25 protein-coding genes are annotated in these 24,851 nt (G+C 37.2%); 2 read left to right on the forward strand and 23 right to left on the reverse strand.

The window, feature by feature from the left end; genetic code table 11:
• Positions 1 to 125 precede the first annotated feature (125 nt).
• Both O0236_RS07705 and O0236_RS07710 read right to left on the reverse strand, forming a co-directional pair.
• Positions 126 to 872 carry an amino acid ABC transporter ATP-binding protein gene (locus tag O0236_RS07705; protein ID WP_329608929.1) on the reverse strand — a complete coding sequence of 249 codons (747 nt, stop codon included), beginning with the start codon at positions 870 to 872 and terminating at the stop codon, positions 126 to 128.
• Entirely contained in the window at positions 862 to 2,334 is a 1,473-nt protein-coding gene (locus tag O0236_RS07710; protein ID WP_268913845.1) for an ABC transporter substrate-binding protein/permease, read from the reverse strand. Before O0236_RS07710 ends, O0236_RS07705 begins: the two co-directional genes overlap by 11 nt.
• A gap of 194 nt (positions 2,335 to 2,528) precedes the next feature.
• Here O0236_RS07710 and O0236_RS07715 point away from each other — a divergent pair, with 194 nt between their 5' ends.
• Positions 2,529 to 2,711, forward strand: a complete 183-nt coding sequence (locus O0236_RS07715) for an SPJ_0845 family protein (RefSeq protein WP_268913844.1) — start codon at positions 2,529 to 2,531, stop codon at positions 2,709 to 2,711.
• A 48-nt stretch (positions 2,712 to 2,759) separates the two neighbouring features.
• On the opposite strand, the gene argH is transcribed toward O0236_RS07715, so the two are convergent.
• From argH to rpsO, 10 genes are all read right to left on the reverse strand, one after another.
• Positions 2,760 to 4,145, reverse strand: coding sequence for an argininosuccinate lyase (argH, locus tag O0236_RS07720; RefSeq protein WP_268913843.1), 1,386 nt, complete (start codon positions 4,143 to 4,145; stop codon positions 2,760 to 2,762).
• Entirely contained in the window at positions 4,145 to 5,428 is a 1,284-nt protein-coding gene (locus O0236_RS07725; RefSeq protein WP_268913842.1) for an argininosuccinate synthase, read from the reverse strand. Before O0236_RS07725 ends, argH begins: the two co-directional genes overlap by 1 nt.
• Positions 5,429 to 5,601: 173 nt before the next feature.
• Positions 5,602 to 5,895: a nucleoside triphosphate pyrophosphohydrolase family protein gene (locus tag O0236_RS07730; RefSeq protein WP_268913841.1), complete on the reverse strand. Its 294-nt coding sequence runs from the start codon at positions 5,893 to 5,895 to the stop codon at positions 5,602 to 5,604.
• A gap of 1 nt (position 5,896) precedes the next feature.
• On the reverse strand, positions 5,897 to 6,478 hold the full coding sequence (gene yihA, locus O0236_RS07735) for a ribosome biogenesis GTP-binding protein YihA/YsxC (protein WP_268913840.1): 582 nt from the start codon (positions 6,476 to 6,478) through the stop codon (positions 5,897 to 5,899).
• A gap of 69 nt (positions 6,479 to 6,547) precedes the next feature.
• On the reverse strand, positions 6,548 to 7,795 hold the full coding sequence (gene clpX, locus O0236_RS07740; protein ID WP_268913839.1) for an ATP-dependent Clp protease ATP-binding subunit ClpX: 1,248 nt from the start codon (positions 7,793 to 7,795) through the stop codon (positions 6,548 to 6,550).
• Between the two features lie 170 nt (positions 7,796 to 7,965).
• Positions 7,966 to 9,279, reverse strand: coding sequence for a trigger factor (tig, locus tag O0236_RS07745; RefSeq protein WP_268913838.1), 1,314 nt, complete (start codon positions 9,277 to 9,279; stop codon positions 7,966 to 7,968).
• A 164-nt stretch (positions 9,280 to 9,443) separates the two neighbouring features.
• Positions 9,444 to 10,631: an elongation factor Tu gene (tuf, locus tag O0236_RS07750; RefSeq protein WP_268913837.1), complete on the reverse strand. Its 1,188-nt coding sequence runs from the start codon at positions 10,629 to 10,631 to the stop codon at positions 9,444 to 9,446.
• Between the two features lie 185 nt (positions 10,632 to 10,816).
• Entirely contained in the window at positions 10,817 to 11,740 is a 924-nt protein-coding gene (locus tag O0236_RS07755) for a hypothetical protein (protein WP_268913836.1), read from the reverse strand.
• 91 nt (positions 11,741 to 11,831) lie between these two features.
• Positions 11,832 to 13,586, reverse strand: coding sequence for a ribonuclease J (locus O0236_RS07760; RefSeq protein ID WP_268913835.1), 1,755 nt, complete (start codon positions 13,584 to 13,586; stop codon positions 11,832 to 11,834).
• A 138-nt stretch (positions 13,587 to 13,724) separates the two neighbouring features.
• The gene (gene rpsO, locus O0236_RS07765) at positions 13,725 to 13,994 is read right to left on the reverse strand and encodes a 30S ribosomal protein S15 (RefSeq protein WP_268913834.1); all 270 of its coding nucleotides are present in this window, start codon (positions 13,992 to 13,994) and stop codon (positions 13,725 to 13,727) included.
• 239 nt (positions 13,995 to 14,233) lie between these two features.
• Between rpsO and rpsT the strand changes: the two genes are divergently transcribed.
• Entirely contained in the window at positions 14,234 to 14,485 is a 252-nt protein-coding gene (gene rpsT, locus O0236_RS07770) for a 30S ribosomal protein S20 (protein ID WP_125008851.1), read from the forward strand.
• A 41-nt stretch (positions 14,486 to 14,526) separates the two neighbouring features.
• Here rpsT and holA read toward each other — a convergent pair whose 3' ends face one another.
• From holA to typA, 11 genes are all read right to left on the reverse strand, one after another.
• Entirely contained in the window at positions 14,527 to 15,552 is a 1,026-nt protein-coding gene (gene holA, locus O0236_RS07775; protein WP_268913862.1) for a DNA polymerase III subunit delta, read from the reverse strand.
• A gap of 124 nt (positions 15,553 to 15,676) precedes the next feature.
• A complete protein-coding gene (locus O0236_RS07780; RefSeq protein WP_268913833.1) occupies positions 15,677 to 16,519 on the reverse strand; it encodes a ComEC/Rec2 family competence protein in 843 nt (280 codons plus the stop codon).
• Positions 16,520 to 17,800 (reverse strand): ComEC/Rec2 family competence protein, encoded by a 1,281-nt coding sequence (locus O0236_RS07785; RefSeq protein ID WP_268913832.1) that lies wholly within the window; start codon positions 17,798 to 17,800, stop codon positions 16,520 to 16,522.
• A 134-nt stretch (positions 17,801 to 17,934) separates the two neighbouring features.
• Positions 17,935 to 18,411: a ComE operon protein 2 gene (locus O0236_RS07790; RefSeq protein WP_268913831.1), complete on the reverse strand. Its 477-nt coding sequence runs from the start codon at positions 18,409 to 18,411 to the stop codon at positions 17,935 to 17,937.
• 45 nt (positions 18,412 to 18,456) lie between these two features.
• On the reverse strand, positions 18,457 to 19,197 hold the full coding sequence (locus tag O0236_RS07795; RefSeq protein ID WP_268913830.1) for a helix-hairpin-helix domain-containing protein: 741 nt from the start codon (positions 19,195 to 19,197) through the stop codon (positions 18,457 to 18,459).
• A 56-nt stretch (positions 19,198 to 19,253) separates the two neighbouring features.
• On the reverse strand, positions 19,254 to 20,291 hold the full coding sequence (locus O0236_RS07800; RefSeq protein WP_268913828.1) for a SepM family pheromone-processing serine protease: 1,038 nt from the start codon (positions 20,289 to 20,291) through the stop codon (positions 19,254 to 19,256).
• A gap of 16 nt (positions 20,292 to 20,307) precedes the next feature.
• Positions 20,308 to 20,784 carry a pantetheine-phosphate adenylyltransferase gene (gene coaD / locus O0236_RS07805; protein ID WP_268913827.1) on the reverse strand — a complete coding sequence of 159 codons (477 nt, stop codon included), beginning with the start codon at positions 20,782 to 20,784 and terminating at the stop codon, positions 20,308 to 20,310.
• Between the two features lies 1 nt (position 20,785).
• Positions 20,786 to 21,343: a 16S rRNA (guanine(966)-N(2))-methyltransferase RsmD gene (gene rsmD, locus O0236_RS07810; protein ID WP_268913826.1), complete on the reverse strand. Its 558-nt coding sequence runs from the start codon at positions 21,341 to 21,343 to the stop codon at positions 20,786 to 20,788.
• A complete protein-coding gene (locus tag O0236_RS07815) occupies positions 21,340 to 21,621 on the reverse strand; it encodes a YlbG family protein (RefSeq protein ID WP_268913824.1) in 282 nt (93 codons plus the stop codon). Before O0236_RS07815 ends, rsmD begins: the two co-directional genes overlap by 4 nt.
• Before the next feature lie 10 nt (positions 21,622 to 21,631).
• Positions 21,632 to 22,801 (reverse strand): FtsW/RodA/SpoVE family cell cycle protein, encoded by a 1,170-nt coding sequence (locus tag O0236_RS07820; RefSeq protein WP_268913822.1) that lies wholly within the window; start codon positions 22,799 to 22,801, stop codon positions 21,632 to 21,634.
• Between the two features lie 183 nt (positions 22,802 to 22,984).
• The gene (gene typA, locus O0236_RS07825; RefSeq protein WP_268913821.1) at positions 22,985 to 24,820 is read right to left on the reverse strand and encodes a translational GTPase TypA; all 1,836 of its coding nucleotides are present in this window, start codon (positions 24,818 to 24,820) and stop codon (positions 22,985 to 22,987) included.
• Between the last annotated feature and the right edge of the window lie 31 nt (positions 24,821 to 24,851).

Genomic DNA, 24,851 nt, shown 5'->3' on the forward strand with positions numbered 1-24,851 from the left:
TAAAAGTCTAGTCAAAATTATAACGCGAATACATGTTTGCTTCAATCAATCTGAATTATCTACTAATAAAAAGAGAGCCCGTGAGATTTGCTCAGCGAACTCTCTTTTTATTATTTAATGTGTGATTAATCACCAATGATTTTTGAAATAAAATCTTTGGTCCGTGCATTCTGTGGATTATTAAACAGCTTATTTGGTTGATTCTTTTCCAAAATATAACCGTCTGCCATGAACCATACTTCATCGGCAACTTCCTTAGCAAATCCCATCTCATGAGTCACTACAACCATCGTCATCCCGTCTTGGGCCAATTCTTTCATAACTGAAAGAACTTCACCGACCATCTCTGGGTCAAGCGCTGAGGTTGGTTCATCAAACAACATAACTTCTGGATTCATCGCTAATGCTCTAGCAATCGCTACCCGTTGCTTTTGACCACCGGACAAACTCTCAGGGTATGCATCAGCCTTTTCGGCAAGTCCGACACGATCAAGAAGCTTCATTGAAATATTGGTGGCTTCCTGATCACTGATGTTTTTCACTCGTTTAGGAGCTAATTTCAAGTTTTCAAGGACAGACATATTAGGGAATAGATTGAAATTTTGAAAAACCATTCCCATTTTTTCACGAACAGCTACCAAATCTCGTTCTGGTAAATCGATGAGATTCTGATTATCGAAAATCACCGTTCCTTCAGATGGTCGCTCAAGTAAATTTAAGCAACGAAGAAAAGTACTCTTACCTGCACCAGACGGTCCAATAATACAGATCACCTCACCAGATTTCACCGTTCCTTCAATATCTTTTAAGATTACATTATCGCTGAACTTCTTTTGTAACCCGTTCACTTCAATCATCGATTTATCCAGCATGTTTCATCTTCCCTTCGTAGTAATTCAATATTCTAGTTAATGCAAAAGTAATGACAAAGTAAATTATCATAGCTACAAATATCGGCATGACACCACGATATGTGTCCGCCCTAACGATATTTGCTTGATAAATCAGGTCAGTCACACCAATGATAGAAACAATCGAGCTTTCTTTGATCAAAGAAATAAATTCGTTTCCTAATGCTGGCCAAATGTTTTTAAATGCTTGGGGTAAGACCATGAATCTCATCAGGTCTGCTTTTGATAATCCTAAACTAGAAGCAGCTTCAGATTGTCCTTTGGCTACCGAATTAATTCCCCCACGAATAATTTCTGCCACATAGGCACCACTGTTTAACGAAACGGCGATAATTCCTGATAATAAAGCTGGAATGTTAACCACCATCCCGATACCAAAGTATACAAACATGACTTGTACCATCAAAGGTGTGCCACGAACAAACTCTGTGTAACTAATTGATAAGCCTCTAAGAAGTTTGATTTTGCTGAACCTCATCAAAGCTAATGAAACCCCAATAATTACCCCGAACAACGATGCAACTACTGAGATCAAAGCTGTGTACTCGACCCCTTTAATGAAGTATGGGAAGTAGTGAACCATTGATGTATTAACAGTATTAACTTTCATATACTTACCAGCATCTGCCAGATATTTATCAGTTAACTTTTGCTTCTTGATTTGATCAATGCTCTTATTGGCGGCATTCACTAAACTAGTTGATCCTTTTTTCATAGCAATAGCTGCGCCAACCTCATTTACATTTAAGTTATATCCAGAAGGTATCATGGCCAAAGACTTATCATTTTTAACATAGGCCTCGGCTGATGGTGTTTCGATCCCTAATGCATCGACCTTATGAGTTTTTAAGGCAAGAATCAAATCAGTTGTCTTATCCATCCCCTTAACGCTGACTCCAGGGATTTTTTGCTTTGCTAAATCATATTGTAGCGTTCCCGTCTGGGCACCAATATTAGTATGGCTTAGGTTCTTACGACTCCGATACTTACCGGCGTCCACTTTGTTAATTAAAAAGCTCTGGCCACCATTGTAATAAATTTTAGAAAAAGCCACGCTTTGACGTCTTTCTTGGGTAGGATTAATGCCCCCGATTGCCATATCCGCTTTACCAGTTTCAATCGCAACTAATAGTGAATCAAAGCTCATACTCTTAACCACTAACTTAACATGCAGATCCTTAGCTATTTTTTGAGCTACGTCCATATCCATTCCCTTGATCTGTTCCTTGCCATTTTGATTCACTTGAAATTCATAAGGAGGATAATCGGGGCTGGTAACAACAATTAATTCTTTTCGTTGTTCAACTCTCTTTAACGAATTGTCGGCTGCGTATGTATTGATGGTAAATAAAGCGATAATGCTAATTGCTGCCACTAGAAGTAAAATTCCAGTTTTTATGCATTTTTTGATAATATCATTCATAAATATGCCCTCTTTTAAATTTAATATTAACAAGGTTACACTATTATCTTTTTTTATGCAATATTATTTTGAAAACAATTGATTTTATTCATTAATTATCCATCCAGATGCATAATATTTAACTTTATCTGTACCTTCAGTGACAACTTATAAAATTTCTGCTATGATTCAAACTAAAGGAGTGATACTGACCTATGGGATTAAAAGTAAACCGTCAAGATAACTTAGATGCAATGTTTGGTAAGTTTGCTGAACTTGACCTTGATGATGAAAAACGAGACAAGTTTTTAAAGCATGATCGTAAAGACGATAAAAAGCATAAAAATGAAAAGCGTCCAGAAAACAAGCATCATGGCGAGGATTACGATAAAAAGTAAACACAACAAAAGGTCTGACAAAGATTAATTTATCTTTGTCAGGCCTTTTTAATTTGTTGATAATTCTGTCTTAGCAGTTTTAATTTGCAATCTAACTTGATCAAACCCCGTACCACCTAAAGAATGCCGCCTTTCAACCGCTACCTCGGACTGTAAGTCCTTATATACATCATCTTCAATTTTACTAGATGATGCTTTTAATTCTTCTATCGACATATCCTGCAGGTTTTTACCTTCTTCAATACCTTGCAGTACAAGTTTACCAACAATGGCGTGTGCTTCCCTAAAAGGCACTCCCTTAGCAGCTAAGTAATCAGCGAGTTCAGTTGCATTTGAAAAATCATTTTCAGTAGCTGATTTCATCCTATCCACATTAGGTGTTGCTGTTTTAATCATCCCATTAAACACTTTTAGACATGGCAAGATAGTTTTAACTGTGTCAAAGACACCTTCTTTATCTTCTTGGAGGTCTTTATTATATGCAAGTGGTAATGACTTCATAGTGGTTAGTAAACCCATCAAATGACCATAAACTCGGCCACTTTTACCCCGAATCAATTCAGCCATATCCGGATTCTTTTTTTGTGGCATGATTGAGCTTCCAGTCGTGTAGGCATCACTCAATTCTAAATAATTGAACTCATGTGAAACCCACAAACTGATTTCCTCGCAAAATCTGCTTAAATGCAGCATTAATATCGATGCATTACTTAAAAACTCTAAGGCAAAGTCTCGGTCAGAAACCGCATCTAGTGAATTTAAATAGATTTGAGAAAATCCTAATTCATTAGCAGTATATTCTCTGTCCGTGGGAAAAGTGGTTCCAGCAAGTGCTGCGGCACCAATTGGTGAAATATCCGTATGCACCTGGTTAAACTCGAAACGCTCTTTATCTCTTTTAAACATCTGATAATACGCCATCAAATAGTGACCATACGAAATAGGTTGGGCATGTTGCAAATGAGTATACCCCGGCATGATCGTTTCAACATTTTCTTCGGCTAATTCCACCAGTGTTTTTTGCAACGTAGTAATTGCATCAATAACTTGTGGCAAACGATTACGAACATACAAATGAAAATCCAAAGCAACCTGATCATTCCTCGAACGAGCAGTGTGCAATTTCCCTGCGACTGGGCCTATTTTCTCAGTTAAGAGTGCTTCGATGTTCATATGAATATCTTCATTTTCGGTGGTAAATTCCAATTTTCCAGCATGCAGTTCATTTCTGAGTGCTTCTAACCCTTCTATGATTTTGTCACAATCGCCTGCTGGCAAAATTTTAGTGTGTTTCAGCATTTTAATATGTGCTAGCGACCCCTCAATATCTTCGTCAGCCATTAGTTGATCAAATGAAATTGATGCGCCAAAGTCATCAACCCAAGACTCAGCTTGATCAGTAAACCGACCACCCCATAATTTATTTGTACTCATTAATGCAACGCTCCCTTGGAATTATTATCCACAGCGACTTTTTCTTTATTTTCAGCGTGAGTTACTGCATCCACAAATTGGGCTTGCTTATTCTTTAATTGAACTTGTGAGTATACCTGAGTTGGTAGGCCCCATAACTTAATGAAACCTTTAGCAGCTTCTTGATCAAATGAATCAGATGAGGTATAAGTTGCTAAATCTTTGTCATACAACGATGAATCAGATTTACGACCCAATATCATCACGTTACCTTTGAATAGTTGGAGCTTAATTACCCCATTTACGACTTCTTGTGTCTGATCAATAAAGGCCTGCATAGCATTCATTAGTGGTGAAAACCATAGGGCATTATAAATCATTTCGCTTAGTTGTTTTTCAATAACTGGTTTAAAGTGTGCCAGATCACGTTCAAATGTTAAGTCTTCCAGCTCTTTATGTGCCTTAAGTAAGACAGTTGCAGCGGGCGCTTCGTAAACTTCCCGAGATTTAATACCAACGAGTCGATTTTCAATATGGTCAATTCTGCCAACGCCGTGTTCGCCAGCGACTTCATTTAGTTGGGTAATAATTTCTGCAAAGCTCATTTTTTGATTATTTAATGCAACGGGAATCCCCTTTGAAAACGTAATTTCAATTTGGACTAGTTTGTCAGGAGTAGCTTCAATTGGATTTGTAATTGCGAAAGCATCTTCAGGAGCACTTTCCCAAGGATCTTCTAGAATGCCAGCCTCATTTGCACGCCCCCAAATATTGGCATCGATAGAATATGGTGAATCCAAATCAATTGGAATTGGAATGTTATGTTCCTTAGCATATTCGATTTCTTGTTCACGAGACCAGTGCCAGTCACGAACTGGACTTAACACGTTCAATTGTGGATCAAGTCCATGGATAGCCACTTCAAATCTAACTTGATCGTTTCCTTTACCTGTACAGCCATGTGCAACAGCTTCTGCATGTTCTTGGTGAGCAACTTCGACTAGTTTTTTTGAAATAAGAGGGCGAGATAATGCGGAAATCAAAGGGTAACTACCTTCGTAGAATGCGTTTGCCTTAAGTGCCACTGCAGCATAGTCATCTGCAAATTCGTCAAGTGAATCCAAGACATACGCTTTAACGGCGCCGACTTTAAGAGCTTTAGATTTCACGAAATCCAAATCCTTACCTTCACCAACATTGATACAGCAAGCAATCACGTCATATCCTTTATCTTTTAACCATGCGATGGCTACGGACGTATCGAGTCCTCCTGAATATGCTAAAACTACTTTTTTCTCTGACATAAACATCCCTCTTTCATGAATTTGTTATACAAGAGATTAACACTAATATTCATTCATGGCAACGAAAATCTGTATTTATTCATAAATTGCTTAAAAATGGTTAAAATTATACATTTACTCACAAAAAAGCACTCAACGATATACTCGTTGAGTGCTTTAATAAAACGGTTAATTTAGTTGTTTAATGCAGATGGATAGCGTTGTTTTAATCGATTGATGTTGTCACTAGCAACTTCATCGAATGGAATATCTGCCCATTCAGCAATTTGAGATAGATACCATAATACATCGCCCATTTCTTTAACGATTTCATCATGGTCCAACTTTTCACTATTAAATGTGTATTTCCGAATCAAATCGGCAACTTCGCCAGATTCTCCAGTCAAACCTAATGCACAATTGGTTAATACTTGTTCCTTGCCCATTAAAGTTCGATTAGCAGCTTTTTGATATTCATTAAAATCCATCTTACATTCTCTCCTCTATCCAGTTCCAGACTTCGTCTTTTCCTTTTTTACTGACCGCAGAAAACAGTACTAAATCATCTGACTGTGACATTGATAGGGTTTTTCTAATCAAGGATTCTTGCTTGTTCCATTTTCCTGGAACGATTTTATCCATTTTAGTGGCAACTGTCAAAACGTCAATATTATAATAATTCAACCATTCACGCATTGAAACATCGTCAACACTGGGTTCATGACGACCATCAACTAAAGTAATTACTCCCTTAAGTTGATCACGCTGACTCAAATAAGTTTCAATCATACGTCCCCATTTTTCCCTGCTAGACTTTGAAGCCTTAGCGTAGCCATATCCAGGCACATCCACGAAAAATAACTTATCTTCAACATTATAAAAATTCAATGTTTGAGTTTTTCCCGGTTGACCAGATGTATGCGCTAAACTTTTACGATTGATCAAAGTATTAGTTAATGATGACTTACCAACATTTGAGCGCCCAACCAGCGCAATTTCTGGATAATTCGTCTTGGGATATTGTTTTTCTTCTACAGCACTAATCGTCAATTCGACATTATGAACGTCCAAAAGTAACCCTCCAATTTTATGTAAAAAACTGATGTAAACCATTTGTAGTTTACACCAGTTTACTCAAAATTACGATGCTTGTTTTAATACTAATTCCGGATCCTTATGATCAGTAACGGTTTCTGGCGTAATAATTACTTTTTCAATATCAGTCCGACTAGGAATATCAAACATGATATCTCTCATTACACCTTCAATGATTGACCTTAATCCACGGGCACCGGTGTTCCGTGAAATGGCTAGTTGTGCCATACTTCTAAGTGCTTCAGGTTGGAATTCTAATTGAACACCATCCAATGAAATCAACTTAGTATATTGCTTAACTAAAGCATTTCTTGGCTCAGTCAAAATTCTAACTAAGTCAGCTTCAGTTAATTTATCAAGTGCAGTTAAAATTGGTAAACGACCAATAAATTCAGGAATCAATCCGAATTTAAGCAGATCTTCAGGAATAACTGATTGCATGATATTGTTATCATCCAAATCAGGAGCTGAGTCGGAATCAGTTCCAAAACCAATTGTCTTGTCACCTAAACGACTCTTGACAATTCCTTCGATTCCATCAAAAGCACCACCAACGATGAACAAAATGTTCGTCGTATCAACCTGAATAAACTCTTGTTGTGGATGCTTACGACCGCCCTGAGGCGGAACATTGGCAATGGTTCCTTCCAAAATCTTCAATAATGCTTGTTGTACACCTTCACCAGAAACATCACGAGTAATCGAAACATTTTCTGACTTCTTTGCAATCTTGTCGATTTCATCAATGTAAATAATTCCCTTTTGTGCTCTTTCAACGTCGTAATCAGCGCTTTGAAGCAATTTAAGAAGAATATTTTCCACATCTTCACCAACATATCCTGCTTCAGTTAATGTGGTTGCATCAGCAATAGCAAATGGTACATTAAGAGTTTTGGCAAGAGTTTGAGCAAGATAAGTTTTACCTGAACCAGTAGGTCCAATTATACAAATATTACTCTTTTGTAGTTCTAAGTCTTCATCAGGATGTTCGATCATGTCATTGACCCGCTTGTAATGGTTGTACACAGCAACGGATAATGTCCGTTTAGCATTATTTTGGCCAATAACAAAATCATTTAATTTATCAAGGATTTGTTGTGGAGTAAGCACCTTTAATAAATCATCTGGAGTACTTTCTGGAGCAAGTTCTTCATCAATAATTTGTTTACACAAATCAATACATTCATTACAGATATATACTCCAGGACCTGCAACAATCTTTTTTACTTGGTCTTGTGACTTGCCACAAAATGAACAGGTCACAGTACCACTAGTTTCAGTATCATCAAACAATATATTCACTCCTCCTACATATCGGAAGCTTTATTACTTATAAACAACAAGGGTAACTTTATCACATCACTACTAAAAATCAAACAATATTGACTAACTCCCTAATAAGGGAAAAAAAGACCCGTCATTGAATAACGGATCTTTTTTCGACACAACAGCTAAGTAGTTAATTAGTCGTTTTCTTTAGTATCTTTTGCTTTGGCATCTTGCTTAGATGAATCAACAATTAAGTCGATTGCTTTCTTAATAGCAATATCATGCTTCAACATGTCATCAGTCAATGCATTACGAACTGCATCTTCCTTCATGCCGTATTGGTCAGCCAAGTTTTTAACTTCAGCATCAACGTCTTTAGCATCTGGTTCGATGTTTTCAGCACTTACGATTGCTTCAAGAACTAAGTTAGTTTTAACTCGTTTTTCAGCACCGTCAGCAAATTGTTTCTTCAAATCATCTTCAGTAGTTCCAGTTAATTGGAAGTACATTTGGGCGTTAATACCTTGTTGTTGCATTCCTGCAAGGTATTGGTCCATTTGACGTTGAATGTCGTCATCCATCATTGCTTGAGGAATGTCTTTAACTTCAGCGTTATCAACAGCTTCGCTAATTGCAGCGTCTTCGATAGCGTCACGAGCTTCGCTCTTCTTTTGTTCCTTAAGTTCTTCTTTGATCTTATCCTTCAATTCGTCAAGGCTGTCAACATCTTCGTCAACATCCTTAGCAAAATCGTCATCAAGCGCAGGTAATTCCTTAGCCTTCACTTCATGGATAGTGGTCTTGAAGATTGCTTCTTTACCAGCAAGATCTTGTGCTTGGTAATCTTCTGGGAAAGTAACCTTAACATCAACATCGTCGCCAGCTTTGTGACCAACTAATTGGTCTTCAAAACCAGGGATGAATGAGTTTGATCCCAATTCAAGTGAGTAGTTGTCAGCTTTGCCACCGTCAAATGCTTCACCATCAACTGAACCGTCAAAGTCAATAACAACAGTGTCGCCGTTTTCAGCAGTCTTGCCTTCTTTAAGAACAAGTTCAGCTTGGCTTTCACGACGCTTTTCAAGTTCTGCATCGATATCCTTTTGGTATACACGAGTGTTTTGCTTAGGAACACTAAGTCCTTCATATTCACCAAGTTTAACCTCAGGCTTAACTGAAACAGTTGCCTTGATTACCCATGGTTTACCTTTTTCCATTGATTCAACACTGATTTGTGGTTGATCAACTGGTTCGATATCAGAATCTTTAACCGCATTTTCGTATGATTCAGGTAAGAGGATGTTCAAGGCATCTTCATAAAGTGCTTCTTCACCATACATTTGGTTAAATACTTGGCGTGGAACCTTTCCTTTACGGAAGCCAGGTACACTGATACTATTTTTGTTTTTTTTGAATGCTCGTTCCAAACCATCTTGGATTGAGTCAGTACTAATTTCAAAAGTTAATTCTCCATCATTAGTACCCTTTTTTTCCCATTTTGCAGACATCTTGTTTCCTCCGAGACAAAAGATTATTTGTACAATTTCTCATTGCATAACATTGTTATTTTAACGTATTAGCCGGTAAAAGTAAAATACATTTGAAATTTAAACAAAAAAAGCCATGGGAAAAATCCCATGACTTTTTGGTAATGCTAGATAAGAAAAGGAAATTAGTCCTTAACTTCACCAACAACACCGGCACCAACAGTATGTCCACCTTCACGAATAGTGAACTTAGTACCTTTTTCAATGGCAACTGGCTTAGTTAATTCAACGTTGAATGTAACGTTATCACCAGGCATAACCATTTCAACACCGTCATCTAATTCGATAACACCGGTAACATCGGTAGTATGGAAGTAGAATTGTGGACGATAGTTTGAGAAGAATGGAGTATGACGTCCACCTTCTTCTTTGCTCAAGATATAAACTTGACCAGAGAATTTTTCGTGGGTTTGAATTGAGCCAGGGGCTGCAAGTACTTGTCCACGAACAACTTGTTCACGATCAACACCACGAAGAAGTACACCAACGTTATCGCCGGCTTGACCTTCGTCAAGTGTCTTACGGAACATTTCAAGACCAGTAACAGTTGATTTCATTACATCTTCATGAAGACCAACGATTTCAACTTCGTCACCGACTTTAACGATACCACGATCGATACGACCTGATGCAACAGTACCACGACCTGTGATAGTGAAGACATCTTCAACTGGCATCAAGAATGGTTTGCTATCATCACGTTCTGGAGTTGGGATGTATTCATCAACAACGTCCATTAAGTGTAAGATAACTTCTTCTTGTTCCTTATCGCCTTCAAGGGCTTTAAGAGCTGAACCACGGATAACAGGAATGTCATCTCCAGGGTAATCGTATTCTGAAAGTAATTCACGGACTTCCATCTCAACCAAGTCAACTAATTCGTCATCATCAACTAAATCAGTCTTGTTTAAGAATACTACGATGTAGTCAACACCAACTTGGTGAGCAAGCAAGATATGTTCACGAGTTTGTGGCATAGGACCATCAGTAGCAGCAACAACCAAGATAGCACCGTCCATTTGGGCAGCACCAGTGATCATGTTCTTGATGTAATCAGCATGTCCTGGGGCGTCAATATGAGCATAGTGACGCTTTTCAGTTTCGTATTCAACGTGGGCAGTGTTGATCGTTATACCACGTTCACGTTCTTCTGGAGCTGCATCGATATCAGCGTAATCTTCAGCCTTTGCAAGACCTTTAGATGCCAATACCTTTGTGATTGCAGCAGTTAAAGTAGTTTTCCCATGGTCAATATGGCCGATAGTACCGATATTAACATGGGGCTTTGTTCTTTCATAATGTTCTTTAGCCATTAATGAAACCTCCTGTTGTTTTCAAGAATTACATTGATTTTTTCTCAATGCATTTCTGATAGATATTATACTACATCTTCTCTAAAAGACAAAGCCGTCAATTTTTCGAAGAATCCTTAAGTATTATATCCATTGTTAATTTGTTTGTAAACAGATTAATATTATTTTTTTACTTTTTATTTGTATTACATATATTTTATCCGTTGTTCTTGCTTCAAAATAACCTTTAACCAACTGATTATTTTATCATCTACATCACTGCTAGGCACCAATTGTTGTTCTAAAACATATCGACTTATTATTTTTACCCATGCAGTCGCATCTGCAATGACTTCATCCGTGTAAGGAAATAAATAATTTCCAAATTGAAAAACTTGTGCACTCAGTAACTGTGCAGTGATCGGGTCATCATTTCCATATTCAGTTGTAATTATTTTCTCAGACTCAACTAAGGGTCGCATAGTTTTGTTTAAATTAATTTGACTTGGAATCAATTTATGAATTTGATCATCCAGCCATAAGAAGTTTACTTCATCGTCAATTTGCAAATTAATTAATTCAAATAAAAATTGTGTTTTGATAACTTGCCAACCCGCTTTATCTACTAAAACTGCAGCTACGCCTTCTAAATATTCAGTCAGTGGTAAATGCGTAGCATCCCTGACAATTTTTGCTTGTACATCCGCACTATGGTTTCCGATATAAAACAACTTTCGTTGCAGTTTAACTAATTCATGTCTATGGTTTTTTCGGTAATTGTTTTCAGCCAGAACAATGCTATCAAATAATTTCTCACTATGAGGACCGCTTAGTTGCAAACTAACTTTTCGAGCAGAAATAAATTGGGTATCACTTAAATACATATTTATTATAAATGTAATATCGCCTGACTTAGTTTCACTATCATCTAGCTCGTTAATGATATTAATAGCCATTTCTTGATTGCCTAATTTTGAGTATGCTCTAGCCTGCAGAATCAATAACTCATAATTATCGCCAACAATCGGGCGTAAGTTATCCATTTTTCTGATAGTTTGTTGATAGTTACCATTTAAAAAATCTTCTTCCGCGCTTTTAATAATGACTCTATCATTATCAGTCAATGCCATTAAAGCCCCTCCCTTCTGAAAATTATTTTCTCTTACATATAAATAAGGTACAAATATATCTTTAAAGATAGATATTTGCACCTTATTTGGTTTATGCGTCTATGTTTTCTTTAGAATCAGCCTTGGCTGGTTTTTCAGATTTGTTTTTTGAGCGTTTTTTGTTTGTCCGCTTATGGTGTTGGTTAACTTCCATAATAACTGGCAAGATGACCGGATGACGCTTAGTTTGATGATATAAATAATCACTAAGGTCATCACGAACATCTTGTTTTAGATTACTCCAGTCGAACTCTTTGTTCTCCAAGTTGTTTTGAACGGTTTTTTTAATTATCTCTGCAGCTTCGTTCATTAAATCTTTATTAGCTTTAACGTATACGAATCCTCTAGAAGTTAACTTAGGTGATGAAATTACTCGTTTCTTCTTTCGATCAATTGTGATAACTGCAACAAATATTCCATCCTCTGATAATACCTTACGATCTCTAAGAACAATATTCCCGATATCACCAATGCCGCTACCATCAATCATAGTATCAGCAATATCTAAATCACCTGATACCCAAATTTCGTCTTCAGTGATTGAAATGATATCACCCTTGCTAGGAATAATGATTTTATCATCAGTATATCCAAGCTGTTTAGCTAAGCGTGCATGTGCTGATAATAAACGGTATTCTCCTTGAACCGGAATGAAAAATTTAGGCTTAAGGATATTCAAAATTAATTGTAGATCATTTTGACTAGCATCCCCGGCTGAATTCATTTCATCTGAAATCATTTTAACTTCAGCATCCGCACGGTAAATCATATCCCTAGTCTTCGCAACAGTAGTTTCCATTGCAGTTGAAGGGGTCGTGGTGATGAATACCAAGTCTCCTGGCTCAATATTGATATCTTTTTCTTCTTTATTGGCCATTCGTTGTAATGCCTTAATTGGTTCACCCATCTTACCAGTTTGAACAATAACTGTTTGAGCAGCATCGATTTTTTCTAAATCACTTACATTGTCAATTAACAAATCAGGAGCTGGTAGTTTTAACATTGAAAGCTTCAAAGCGGTTCTAACAATTTTATCTAAGTCCTTACCGCTTAAGAATACTTTTCTACCAGATTGAGCGGCTGCATCAAAAACTTGTTGCATTCTAATAATATTTGATGCAACACTAGCAACGATGATTCGGCCTTGATGGTCATTAAAGACTCCTTTGATATAATCGCTGATTTGGTTTTCAGATGCAGAAGGCGCAGGATTTTCAGCATTACTTGAATCACTCAACAGTGCTAACACACCTTGGTCTCCAAGTTTAGTCAGTTGTGAATAATCTGTACGATACAAATGTGTAGCAGTTTGATCGAACTTAAAGTCACCTGTATAAACGATGGCCCCTGCTTCAGTATGAACTGCAATTCCTAGGGAACCTGGAATTGAGTGAGTTGTTCTGAAGAATGTAATTCTAACATCTTCAAAATCAATTTCACTGCGATCACTGACAACGTGGAAATCGTCGAATTCTGAAGCTTCACTAGATTCATTAACACTAATTTTAGCTAATTCAATTGTCATCTTTGATCCAAATACTGGCACATTAAACTCACTTAGAAAGTATGGTAAGGCGCCAATTGCGTCTGCATGACCGTGGGTTAAGAAAACTCCAACGATACGTTCGCGATTTTCTTTTAAATATGAAAAATCAGGAATCACAACATCGATTCCGAGCAATTCATTTTCAGGGTACTTAAGCCCACAGTCTAAAATATATATTCCATCATTAATTTCAACGGCATACATATTTTTGCCGTTTTCACGTACCCCACCAAGTGGGATAACTTTAATCTTACTATCCATGTTTCACCTCAAAAATTTTTCTTTTTTTACGTCCATAATTCAGCTTCCTTTAGTTTACCATATTTAAGCGAGTTAAGAAATTTTGTACAAAAAAAGGAGTCGAATATTTCGACTCCCAAATTATTTTTAAATTTAATATTAACGACGAAGACCTAAGCTTTGGATAAGGTCACGGTAACGAGCAACATCGTTGTTACGTAAGTATGCAAGAAGATTACGACGGTGACCAATCTTCTTCATAAGACCACGTTGTGAATGGAAATCTTTACGGTGATCTCTCATGTGAGCATTGATTTCGTCAATGTCAGCAGTTAAAACAGCGATTTGTACTTCAGCTGAACCAGTGTCGCCTTCGTGACGAGCATATTTCTTGATAATTTCGTTCTTTGCAGTTTGTGTTAAAGCCATGATATATTTACCACCTTAGTATTTTAGTCCAACAACTGAGTACCCGGTAAGTGGCCCCGCAGCACTAAGTTGAAGGTTGTGTTTAAGACACAAAGAATATTATAAGTGATTTATCTTGATTAAACAAGTGTTTTCTGACTTTTCACTTTCAGCTACCCTTGCAAACACATTCTGGATTCTGTATAATGATGCTTGTTGAAAATTTACTTATAATAGTTATCGACTCGGAGGTGAAACCAATGCCAATTATTAAATCAGCCATCGAACGTGTGAAGACTAATGAAAAAGCACAAGAAAGAAATGCTTCACAACTCAGTAAAATGAGAACAGCAGTTAAGAAGTTTGAAAAAGCTCAAGCTGCTGGTTCAGATGATGCCAAAGATCTTTACATCAACGCCATCAGCGCCGTTGATCACGCAAAGTCAAAGGGATTAATCAAAGCAAACAAAGCTGCTCGTGACAAGTCACGTTTAACTAAGTTAGCTAAATAATTCAAAAAGCCCGGTCATGCATTTACATGACTGGGCTTTTTTTATGCTGTTTTTTTCATAAAATTAACTATAAACAGTTCAAAAAGTAGTTCAGCTGACCGTGAAGATGACTTCATCTCTCTCTCGATATCGACTAATCCTAAATATGCGAGCCGCAATTCATCATATGAAAACTTGCGAATAGATTGCAGTGCCAACTTGATTCGATATGGATGGACTTTTAATGATGATGCAATGTTTCCTTGTGAAAATCCGTGTTGTTTGAGAATCATCACCTGAATCAGCAACCTAAACTGTTGGATCAAAACCGCATTGATTTGGATTGGATTACCACTTTCCAAAACTAGCTGATGATAAATTTCTAAAGACTTGGTGGGTTGCTTATCAAGAACTGTATTAACTAGGTCAAACACATTTTGCTCCATTGACTTTGGCACCAAATCAACAACTGATTGTGATTCAATTCTTTTGGTATTGTAATTATATGTCGTTAACTTAGGAATTTCATTCATCATTTTGGTCAAATCCCCTGACGTTAACTCGACTAATTTATCAATCGCTGCATCGTCAATCATACAACCTGACTTAGCGACCTCATTTTTAATGATGGCCTTGGTTTCTCTTTCAGATGGCTGACCGATGCTCACAGTTGTAGCCAGCTTCTTTAATTGTTTAGTAATCTTTTTCCTAGAATCTAGCTTGTCATAGGCGGCAAATATCACCATGATTGTGGATTCTTGCGGATGTTGAAGGTATTCAATTAACTCATCGACGTCGTGATCAATTTTACTTTTCTTCTTAGAACCAGTTAAAAAGTACGGATGATTAATCATCACTAACCGTTTATCACCAAAAAAAGGCATTGAAACAGCATCTTCGATAGCGTTGCTTAAGGATGTCTCTTCCATGTCAAAAACCGACAAATTCATCGATCGTTCATCTTCTGGAATTAACTTTATAAAAGAATTCTTGACCTTATCTGAAAGGTAATCTTGAAAACCGTCAATCAGGTACACACCTGCTGGCGAATTATTTTTAATTTGGCGCATAAACTCTGAATAATTCATTGATTTCACAATTTCCCTTCATTTTTTTAGAACGCTATTGATTTATTACCAATTCAAACGACTATTTATTCTATCATTAAAATAAACATCACAAAAGTATATAAATTTTGGTGTAAAAAACACATTATTTCGAAGAAATACTATTTATCAAATTGACAGTGTGCATGAATTTACCAGAATTATGGCGGTATTGGTATCTCACCATCCCTAAATTTTGCGAATTAAGAATTAATACTCGTTCTGCTTTTAAAATTTGCATCGTCTCGTCATTTGGATGATGATAACGATTTTGACGACCAGCAGAAATCAAGGCCACTTTAGGCTGGATTGATCTAATGAATTCTGAATTAGATGACGTTTTGCTTCCATGATGTCCTACCTTCAAAATATCGGCTTTTAAGGATGGGTATCTATGAATAACATCTAATTCCCCTTGCTGATCTAAATCGCCCGTAAACAGCCAACGCTGGCCACCAAATGTACCGAGGATAACCATCGAATCATGATTTTCACCGTTTCCTGACACGAACGGATGTAATACATGCAAATCATCAAAGATCTCATTATCTTGATGATCAGAAACTGCTACTAATCTACTCAATGGATAATTTGCTTCAGCCAAACGTTTAATAAAACTAGGATTATTATTCATCCCTAACGGAACGATCACTCTGCCAACACCAAGTTGATTCAGGTACGCTGTTAAGTCCCCGCAATGATCGGCATCCTGATGACTAACGCATATTTCATCGATTTTATTAATGCCAATGCTTTTTAAATAATTTATTCCTAATCGATCAGCCTGATACTTTTTACAGCCTCGTTGCCAACTTTGCTGATTAAAATGAATTTTTCCACCAGTGTCAATTAAGGTAATATGCCGATTAAATGGCTGACGAATCAAAAAGCTGTCACCTTGACCGACATCAATCATCGTTACTTCACCGCTCACAGGGAAATGAATCAATCAAAAAATTCCTATATACATACTCGCAAGTAAAACCACATTTCTTTTTAAGTGAGGCAGCCCATTAATTGCAATGTAATATGTCAAAGTCAAAGCAAAAATAGTAAACCATAGCGGTGGCTTACCAACGTTAATCATACCAGGCATTTCACCCACATAATTTATCAAGTGATTAAATGAAGAAACAAACCATTCAAAAAGCGAAGTAATAATTTTCACATTACCAACAATACATATAATTACTACTAACGGAAAAATAACGCTAGTGAATACAGGCAAAAATACTAGTGAAGCTACAATAGATAACCAATGCCATTCATAAAAGTTATAAAGAATAATCGGCAATGATATTGCATTAAGTATGATGGTTTGAAACATTAAACCACGCTTAGCGGTAATGATAATGCCTAGTGATAAAGAATAACTAAGTTGAACGCTTAACAAGAATATTGCTTCAGGTAACATTAGTAATTGCATAATCAGAGTTAAGCTCCAACAGTCAATACCAGAAATTTCAATGTCGAGCAATTGACTCAGCAACCTAATGATCGCCATAACAATCGCTCTAAGTAATCCAGGACTGCCACCAGCAAATTGAAAATACACCAACAGGCAACAGACCTCTAACATCATCTTAAGTCTATTAGGTAATTTAATGATCGTTAATAGTTTGTCGATCAATGCTAAAAAATAGTAAACGTGCATCCCCGAAACTGAAAAGACATGCAAAAGCCCTAATTTTGAGCTACCTGACATCTGTTGATAAAAATCATTATCTCGAAAACCGATTACTAAGGCCTGACAATACCGCTTTAATTCCACAGGTAAGTTATCAGTATGTCGCAATAATCCCGTTCTGAGTATATGAGGGACGTCAGTAACTTTACTTGAACTATGGTCATGCATAATTTCCAGCTTAGAAATATTGATTAATTGCTTAATACCTTGATGGTGATAATATTTTTCTACATCAAATTCATTTATGTTAGTTGGTGGCTTAAATTTATCGGTTTTAGCAGTGATAGAAAGACTAAGAGCCTCAGATGATTTTAAAATCATCTCTTTTTGACTGCTATTGGCTAATCTGCCAAAGTATATGGACTTACGATTATTAACACTTGCTTCACTAACAAAGCTAATCAAATCGCCATCTACTTTGATCCCATCTGGATATATTCGAATCCGCTCAGTATATTCTTCATCCCTGCAATGATTCGGTACGGTTCGATTATTAAGTATTATCAATCCAAATAAGAATGCCGTGATAACCGCTACGATCATTAACTTCTTAGACCTACAAAACCAAACTCTAATTACCCACACGCAAAAAATAAACAAACCTATGAACGGATGTGTGCTCATTAACACAATAATCACTAATAATAGGGCAATGAAAAACCATAAATCTTTAATCGTTAATCTGACAGATAGGAATCAAAAGGAACCTTATCAAGATCATCATGAGTGAGTTGAATTTTATTTAATTCAATGTTTTTTAATCGGATTAGTTTTTGGGCATATTCATCATTATGGTAATTACGCAAATAGTTGATTTTGGTAATCCCTGCTTGAAGTAGCATCTTGGTGCATTGTAGACATGGAAAGTCAGTTACATAAACTTCGGCCCCATCGGTCCGTTCTCCAAACTTAGCACACTGTAAAATTGCATTCATTTCAGCATGAATCGTTCGAACACAATGACCATCAACGACATAACATCCTTCATCAATACAATGAGTATCGCCTGCAACGGAACCATTATATCCACCAGCAATTATGCGCTTGTCCCTTACCAAAACAGCGCCAACTGACAATCGCTCGCATGTGCTTCTTGATGCTAACAACACTGCCTGAGTCATGAAATATTGATCCCATTTAATCCGATTATCCATTATCCTAACCTCCAAGAAATTTATATCGCTTCAAATTATCTCACGTTATACACAGATTGACGACTTTAAATTAACAAATGTTTTATCGCCAAATCCAGGCACATTTTTTATTTCATCAATACTTTTGAATTTACCATGAGATTGGCGATATGCGAGGATTTGGTCAGCTTTTTTCTCACCAATACCGTTGAGATCTTGCAGTTTACTTTTATCAGCTGTATTGAGGTTAACCTGATTGCTGTCAGAATTATCGTTTTCAGCGACATCACTCTGTTCATCCTCATCTGAATTATCCGTTGTAACTGTTTTGCCATCACCAATTTTAAACTGATTACCCTTAATCTCACCACGAATGGGGATGTATACTACTTGTTGATCGACCAATCTTTTTGCTAAATTAACCTGTTTACGATCAGCAGAACTATTAAATCCACCCGCTAAGTCAACAGCGTCACACATCCTCATATTTGACTTGACCTGATACACTCCAGGATTTTTAACGGCTCCTTTGACATCCACATAAATCTGTTTATGATCTCCATGGTTAACATTGGTGGTCTGATCAGATTCTGAACTGGTTTCAACAATCTGATTTTGATCAGGCTCTGAAGGCGTTGAACTTGATTGACTATTAAGATCTGTAGTTAGTGAATTATGTTCTGCACTTTGATGATTATCCGAATGCAAAGCTAAGAAAAGTCCAATCATTAATCCAACACAAACGATTATCATACCGCCAATCACTTGATATAAGTATTCTTCAATCAATTCCTTGATCCTATCCATCATTCTCACCCCTTTCAATAATTAAATACGAAAAAAAGAGTTGGATTTCTCCAACTCTAATTATTTTTCAAATATGAAATGGCCTGTTTAAAAGTTGAAATTGGAACAACTTTCATATCAGGTGCATATTTTTTTGCGGTCTCTTTAGCAAGTTCGTAGTTTGTTTTATGGTCTGGCTCTAACTTCAGAATTTCTTTATTCGGTTTAATATAAGGAGCTAAGAAGATTTTAGCTCCTGCACGCTTAGCAGTAATCACTTTTTTATCAATACCACCAATTTCACCAACATAGCCGCCATTATTAATGGTTCCGGTACCAGCTACCTTTTGGCCATGCCGTAAGTCCTGATTAGTCAACTGTGAATAAATTTGCAACGAAAACATTAATCCACCTGATGGACCACCAACATCCCCAGGGTTAACTTTGATTGGAATTTGACTTTTAACGGTAATATCGTCCGTTAGCGTAATTCCAATCCCTGGATGGTTCTTAGCAATCTTGATCAATGGTTCCGTTACATTTTGCTGCTTACCATTTCGAATGTATGTGACCGTAACTTTTTGTCCAACTCGCTGATGTTTGACGTAATTAACAAATCCATTCGAAGTTTTAAACTGCCGATTATTAATCTTAGAAATAACATCACCAACTCTTAGAACATGGCGGAATTGGGATTTTTTGGAAATATTTAACACATAAATGCCTTTGTATTTCCTTGTGACTTGTTTATCGGCAGCTTTGTAAGCTGTATAGATGGCTTCATTAATCGAGCTCTGCATATAAAAATTCTGGACTTTATTGTATTCAGCCGTATTTTGGCCATCAGTGACATTCGTATCCGATTCAATCGAATAATGTGGATTCAATTTAGCATACAAATAAGTAAATGGTCTGGCTTGAGCTATGCCAACTGATGTTAGCAAAAACTCACCCGAGTGTTTATCCGGATGGTTTTTAATGGCCACTACTTTACCAAGATCAAACGCTGCCCCTGGTCCTTCTATGTACTGAGGTAGTGGTGCTAAAAAGCCTAAAACCACTACTACCATTACCAATAGACCAATTAAGAATCGCTTTGTAGATGGTTTTTTCATAAAAGAAGAAATCTCCCTAATTGAATTTAGTGCTTAAAGCTTTCGCAACGTTACTAGGCACCATTTTAGTGACATCACCATGAAACTTAGCAATCTCTTTAATCATGGATGATGACAGTGATCGATACTGTGAACTGGTTGGCAAAAATACAGTTTGTACACCTTCTGCCAATTGTTGATTCAAATCAGCAATTGCCATCTCACTTTCGATATCTCCGCTTCCCCGAACTCCCCGCACCAGAAAACTGGCGTCATGATTTTGAGCAAATCTAACCGTCAGCTCGTCAGACTGTAAAACTTCGACATTTGGAATAGTCTCCAAGGCTTCTTCAATCATGGCTCTACGGTCATCAGATGAAAACATCGCTTGCTTACTAGTATTAATGCCAACTACCACTAAAACCTTATCAAATAATTTAGCTGCTCTTTCAATTACATCCACATGTCCTAAAGTAATTGGGTCAAAACTGCCAGCATACACCGCTGTCTTCATGTTAGGATTCCTCCTCAAACTTATATATCACTAAATTTGTCAAACCATAATTTTTCTGTTTAATCGCTTCAAACGGTCCATACTCCCCGGGTAGTTCTACGGTATTATCCGTTTCAGAAATCACTGTTGCACCAGTATTTAGTAACTGTAAAGAATTCAGTTTATCCAAAACTGTCAAAATTTTCTGCTGCTTATATGGTGGGTCGATGAATACCATATCAAATTTATTATTATCTGCAGCCAATTCAGATAATATGGTAAATGAGTTACCCTTGATTACTTTAACAGAATCATCATGTAATTTAGCTAAATTTTCATTAATAGTATCAATAGCCTGACGGGAACGATCAATCAAAACCGCACTATCCATTCCCCTTGAAACTGCCTCTAAACCAACTGCTCCTGAGCCTGCAAATAAATCCAAAAAGGTACCACCATCAAAATATGGTCCAGTCATGCTGAAGATTGCTTCCTTTAATTTATCCGTAGTTGGCCGGGTCTTGTCGCCCTTAACTGGGTTTAGTCTGATTCCCCCATATTTACCAGCAATAATTCTCATTCTTCTGTATCATCCTTTACTTCGGTTTCGCCGGAAAGTGAACGCAATGCACTATCTCTTAATTTATATTGTCTAGATTCAATGACCTCTTTAACATAATGTTTAGCTTCCAGTTTAGCGATTATTTCATCCTTAGCCTCTGCATCAACATACATTAAGGCATATCTCAGGCGCTTTGAAAAATAGATAACTTTACCAAATGTGTTCAAACTTCTCACTTGGCGTGGTGAATGAAGATACACAATCAATTCGACTCTATTCGTTAGTGAAAAGTTCATAATAGTCCTCCTACTCACGACCAGCTTGTAGTCGTTCTTCTTTTTGTCGCCCACTGATGTTCAAAATTAAGCCTATACATAACGATAGGGTCAAAATACTAGAACCACCATAACTAATGAATGGGAAGGTAACCCCGGTGATTGGTAGTAAGCCAATCACACCACCAATATTAAACAACGTTTGGATGGTTAAATAGGTGGCAACACCATAGCAAATCAAACTATTAAAAGTATTGGTACTCCGAATACCGATAAGTACTGTTCTGGCAACGATTAGAGTTAATAACCCCATAATTATTAATGCAGTACTTACCCCAAGTTCCTCAGTTAAAACTGACATTATAAAGTCCGTATTTGGCTCCGGAAGATAACCTGTTTTTTGAATACTGTTTCCTAAACCTACCCCAAACAATCCGCCATTACTAATGGCATAATATGAATTAACCAGTTGTTGGCCTGTTCCCTGAGCATGCCCAAAAGGATCTGTGAAGGCAACGATTCGTTGAATTTGATATGAATGTGTCGCAAAACTTGTATGAGAAAGTGGAATTAAAACAAAATTAACGCCCACAAAAACTAAGGCGATAAATCCTCCCAATACTTCCGTGGCCCGCTTAAAGGAAATTCCACTTGTCAGCATCAAGACAAAGAAAATCATGAAGTTGATTGCGGCACCCCCAGAATCCGGCTGAGCTAATATCAAAAGGATACTGAGCATAACTCTGATGATTGTTCCACGCATTGCGACCCACCAATCACTGGCTGACAAAATTATTTGATCTTCAAGTGTGTCAACACTATTAGCAACACGTATAATCAGAAAGAACTTAAAAAATTCAGCAGGCTGAATATTGATAAATCCTAAATTGATCCACCCTGCAGCACCATTGACCTTGCTACCGAAGAACAGCAGGCAAACAAATACAACCCAAAAACCGATTTCAATAATTGACAAAGCTCTCTTATTTTTAAATTTGTTTAAGTTCATGGCCGTTACGACAGCAACAAGTACCAGACTGATCACTACGAACAAACTTTGCTTAATTAAATAACTCATTGGTGAACCACCATTTTGTGAGCCAATATTTGCACTGGCCGAATACACCATGATGACTCCAATTGTACACATGATTATGTAAGGTAAAAATATATAATAGTCTAAGTTCCTTAACCTTTTCATACCTGTTCCCACACTTTACTTATTTATTAAACCTCAATACCGCTAATTATATCACAACCATATAATCATAATTTCTAAACTTATATTAATCCGTGAAGATAGTTTATACAGAAAAAAGGCTTTGAGAATTATCATTCTCAAAGCCTTTTTAAACACCGAAAATCAGTGATTTTTGTTTAAATATTAGTTATGCTTACGACGCTTAGCATCCTTTTCACGTTCGCTAGTGTTCAATAAACGTTTACGAAGACGAACGAAGTTAGGAGTGATTTCACACAATTCATCCTCATTGATGAATTCCAATGATTCTTCAAGTGAGAAGTGAGTAGGTGTCTTGATACGAGCCATGTCATCAGAACCAGCGGCACGAACGTTAGTCAAGTTCTTACCCTTAGTGATGTTAACCGTAATATCATTTTCACGGTTGTTTTCACCAACGATCATTCCTTCGTATACTTCAGTACCTGGATCGATAACTAAAGTACCACGACTTTCAATTCCCATCATTGCGTAAGTAGTAGCCTTACCAGCATTCATAGAAACTAAGGTACCCTTTTGACGTCCAGGGTTCCAGTTCTTAATAACTGGCATGTACTTTTCGAATGTATGGTTCATGATACCGTAACCACGAGTCATTGAAAGGAATTCAGTTGAATAACCAATCAAACCTCTAGAAGGTGCAAGGAATGTCAAACGAGTTTGGCCATTACCAACACTTTCCATGTTTTGCATTTCAGCCTTACGTTTTGAAAGACTGTCAATGATTGATCCAGTATATTCATCAGGAGTATCGATTTGAACAGATTCGAATGGTTCGCTCAATACACCTTCAACATCCTTATAAATAACTTGTGGACGTGAAGCTTGTAATTCAAATCCTTCACGACGTAAGTTTTCAATTAAGATAGAAAGATGAAGTTCACCACGTCCTGAAACAGTCCATGCACCAGGATTATCAGTGTCATCAACACGAAGAGAAACATCGGTATGCAACTCACGTTTCAAACGATCTTCAAGTTGACGAGCAGTAACGAACTTACCGTCTTGTCCGGCAAATGGTGAAGTGTTAGTACCAAATGTCATTTGAAGAGTTGGTTCATCAATTCGTAACACCGGAAGTGCTTCTTGATGGGCTGCATCAACGACTGTTTCACCAACACTGATTTCATCCATACCAGAGATGGCAATCAAATCACCGGCTTTGGCTTCATCGATATCAAGTCTCTTAAGACCAAAGAATCCCATAAGTTTAGTAACACGGAAGTTTTGAGTTGAGCCATCAAGCTTCATAACAGTAACACTGTCACCAACTTTGATAGTTCCACGGAATACTCTACCAATACCAACACGACCAACGAAATCGTTGTAATCCAATAAGGCAACTTGGAATTGTAATGGTTCGTCTGAGTTGTCGATTGGAGCAGGAATGTCTTTAACGATGGTGTCAAAGATTGGCTTCATAGTATGTTCTTGAGTGCTTAGATCAGAATCAAAACTTGAAGTACCGTTCATAGCTGAAGCGTAAACAACTGGGAAGTCCAATTGTTCTTCGTCGGCACCAAGTTCGATAAATAGATCAAGAACTTCGTCAACAACTTCTTCAGGACGAGCACCGTCACGGTCGATCTTGTTGATAACAACGATTGGAGTTAAATGTTGATCGAGGGCTTTCTTAAGCACAAAACGAGTTTGTGGCATAGTTCCTTCGTAAGCATCCACAACAAGTAAAACACCATCAACCATTCGCATGATACGTTCTACTTCACCACCGAAATCGGCATGTCCTGGGGTATCCAAGATATTGATTTGCTTACCGTCATAACGAACAGCAGTGTTCTTTGAAAGAATCGTGATACCACGTTCCTTTTCAATATCATTAGTATCCATGGCACGGTCTTCGATTTGAACGTGTTCATCAAGTGTATCTGATTGTTTAAGTAATTCGTTAACTAAAGTGGTCTTACCGTGGTCAACGTGGGCAATAATGGCAATGTTACGAATGTCGTCTCTTGTTTTCAAATTCAGTTGCTCCCCTTCATCTTTTAAATCA

This window comes from Lentilactobacillus sp. SPB1-3 (assembly GCF_026913205.2).
In the GTDB taxonomy this organism is placed as follows: Bacteria; Bacillota; Bacilli; order Lactobacillales; family Lactobacillaceae; genus Lentilactobacillus; species Lentilactobacillus terminaliae.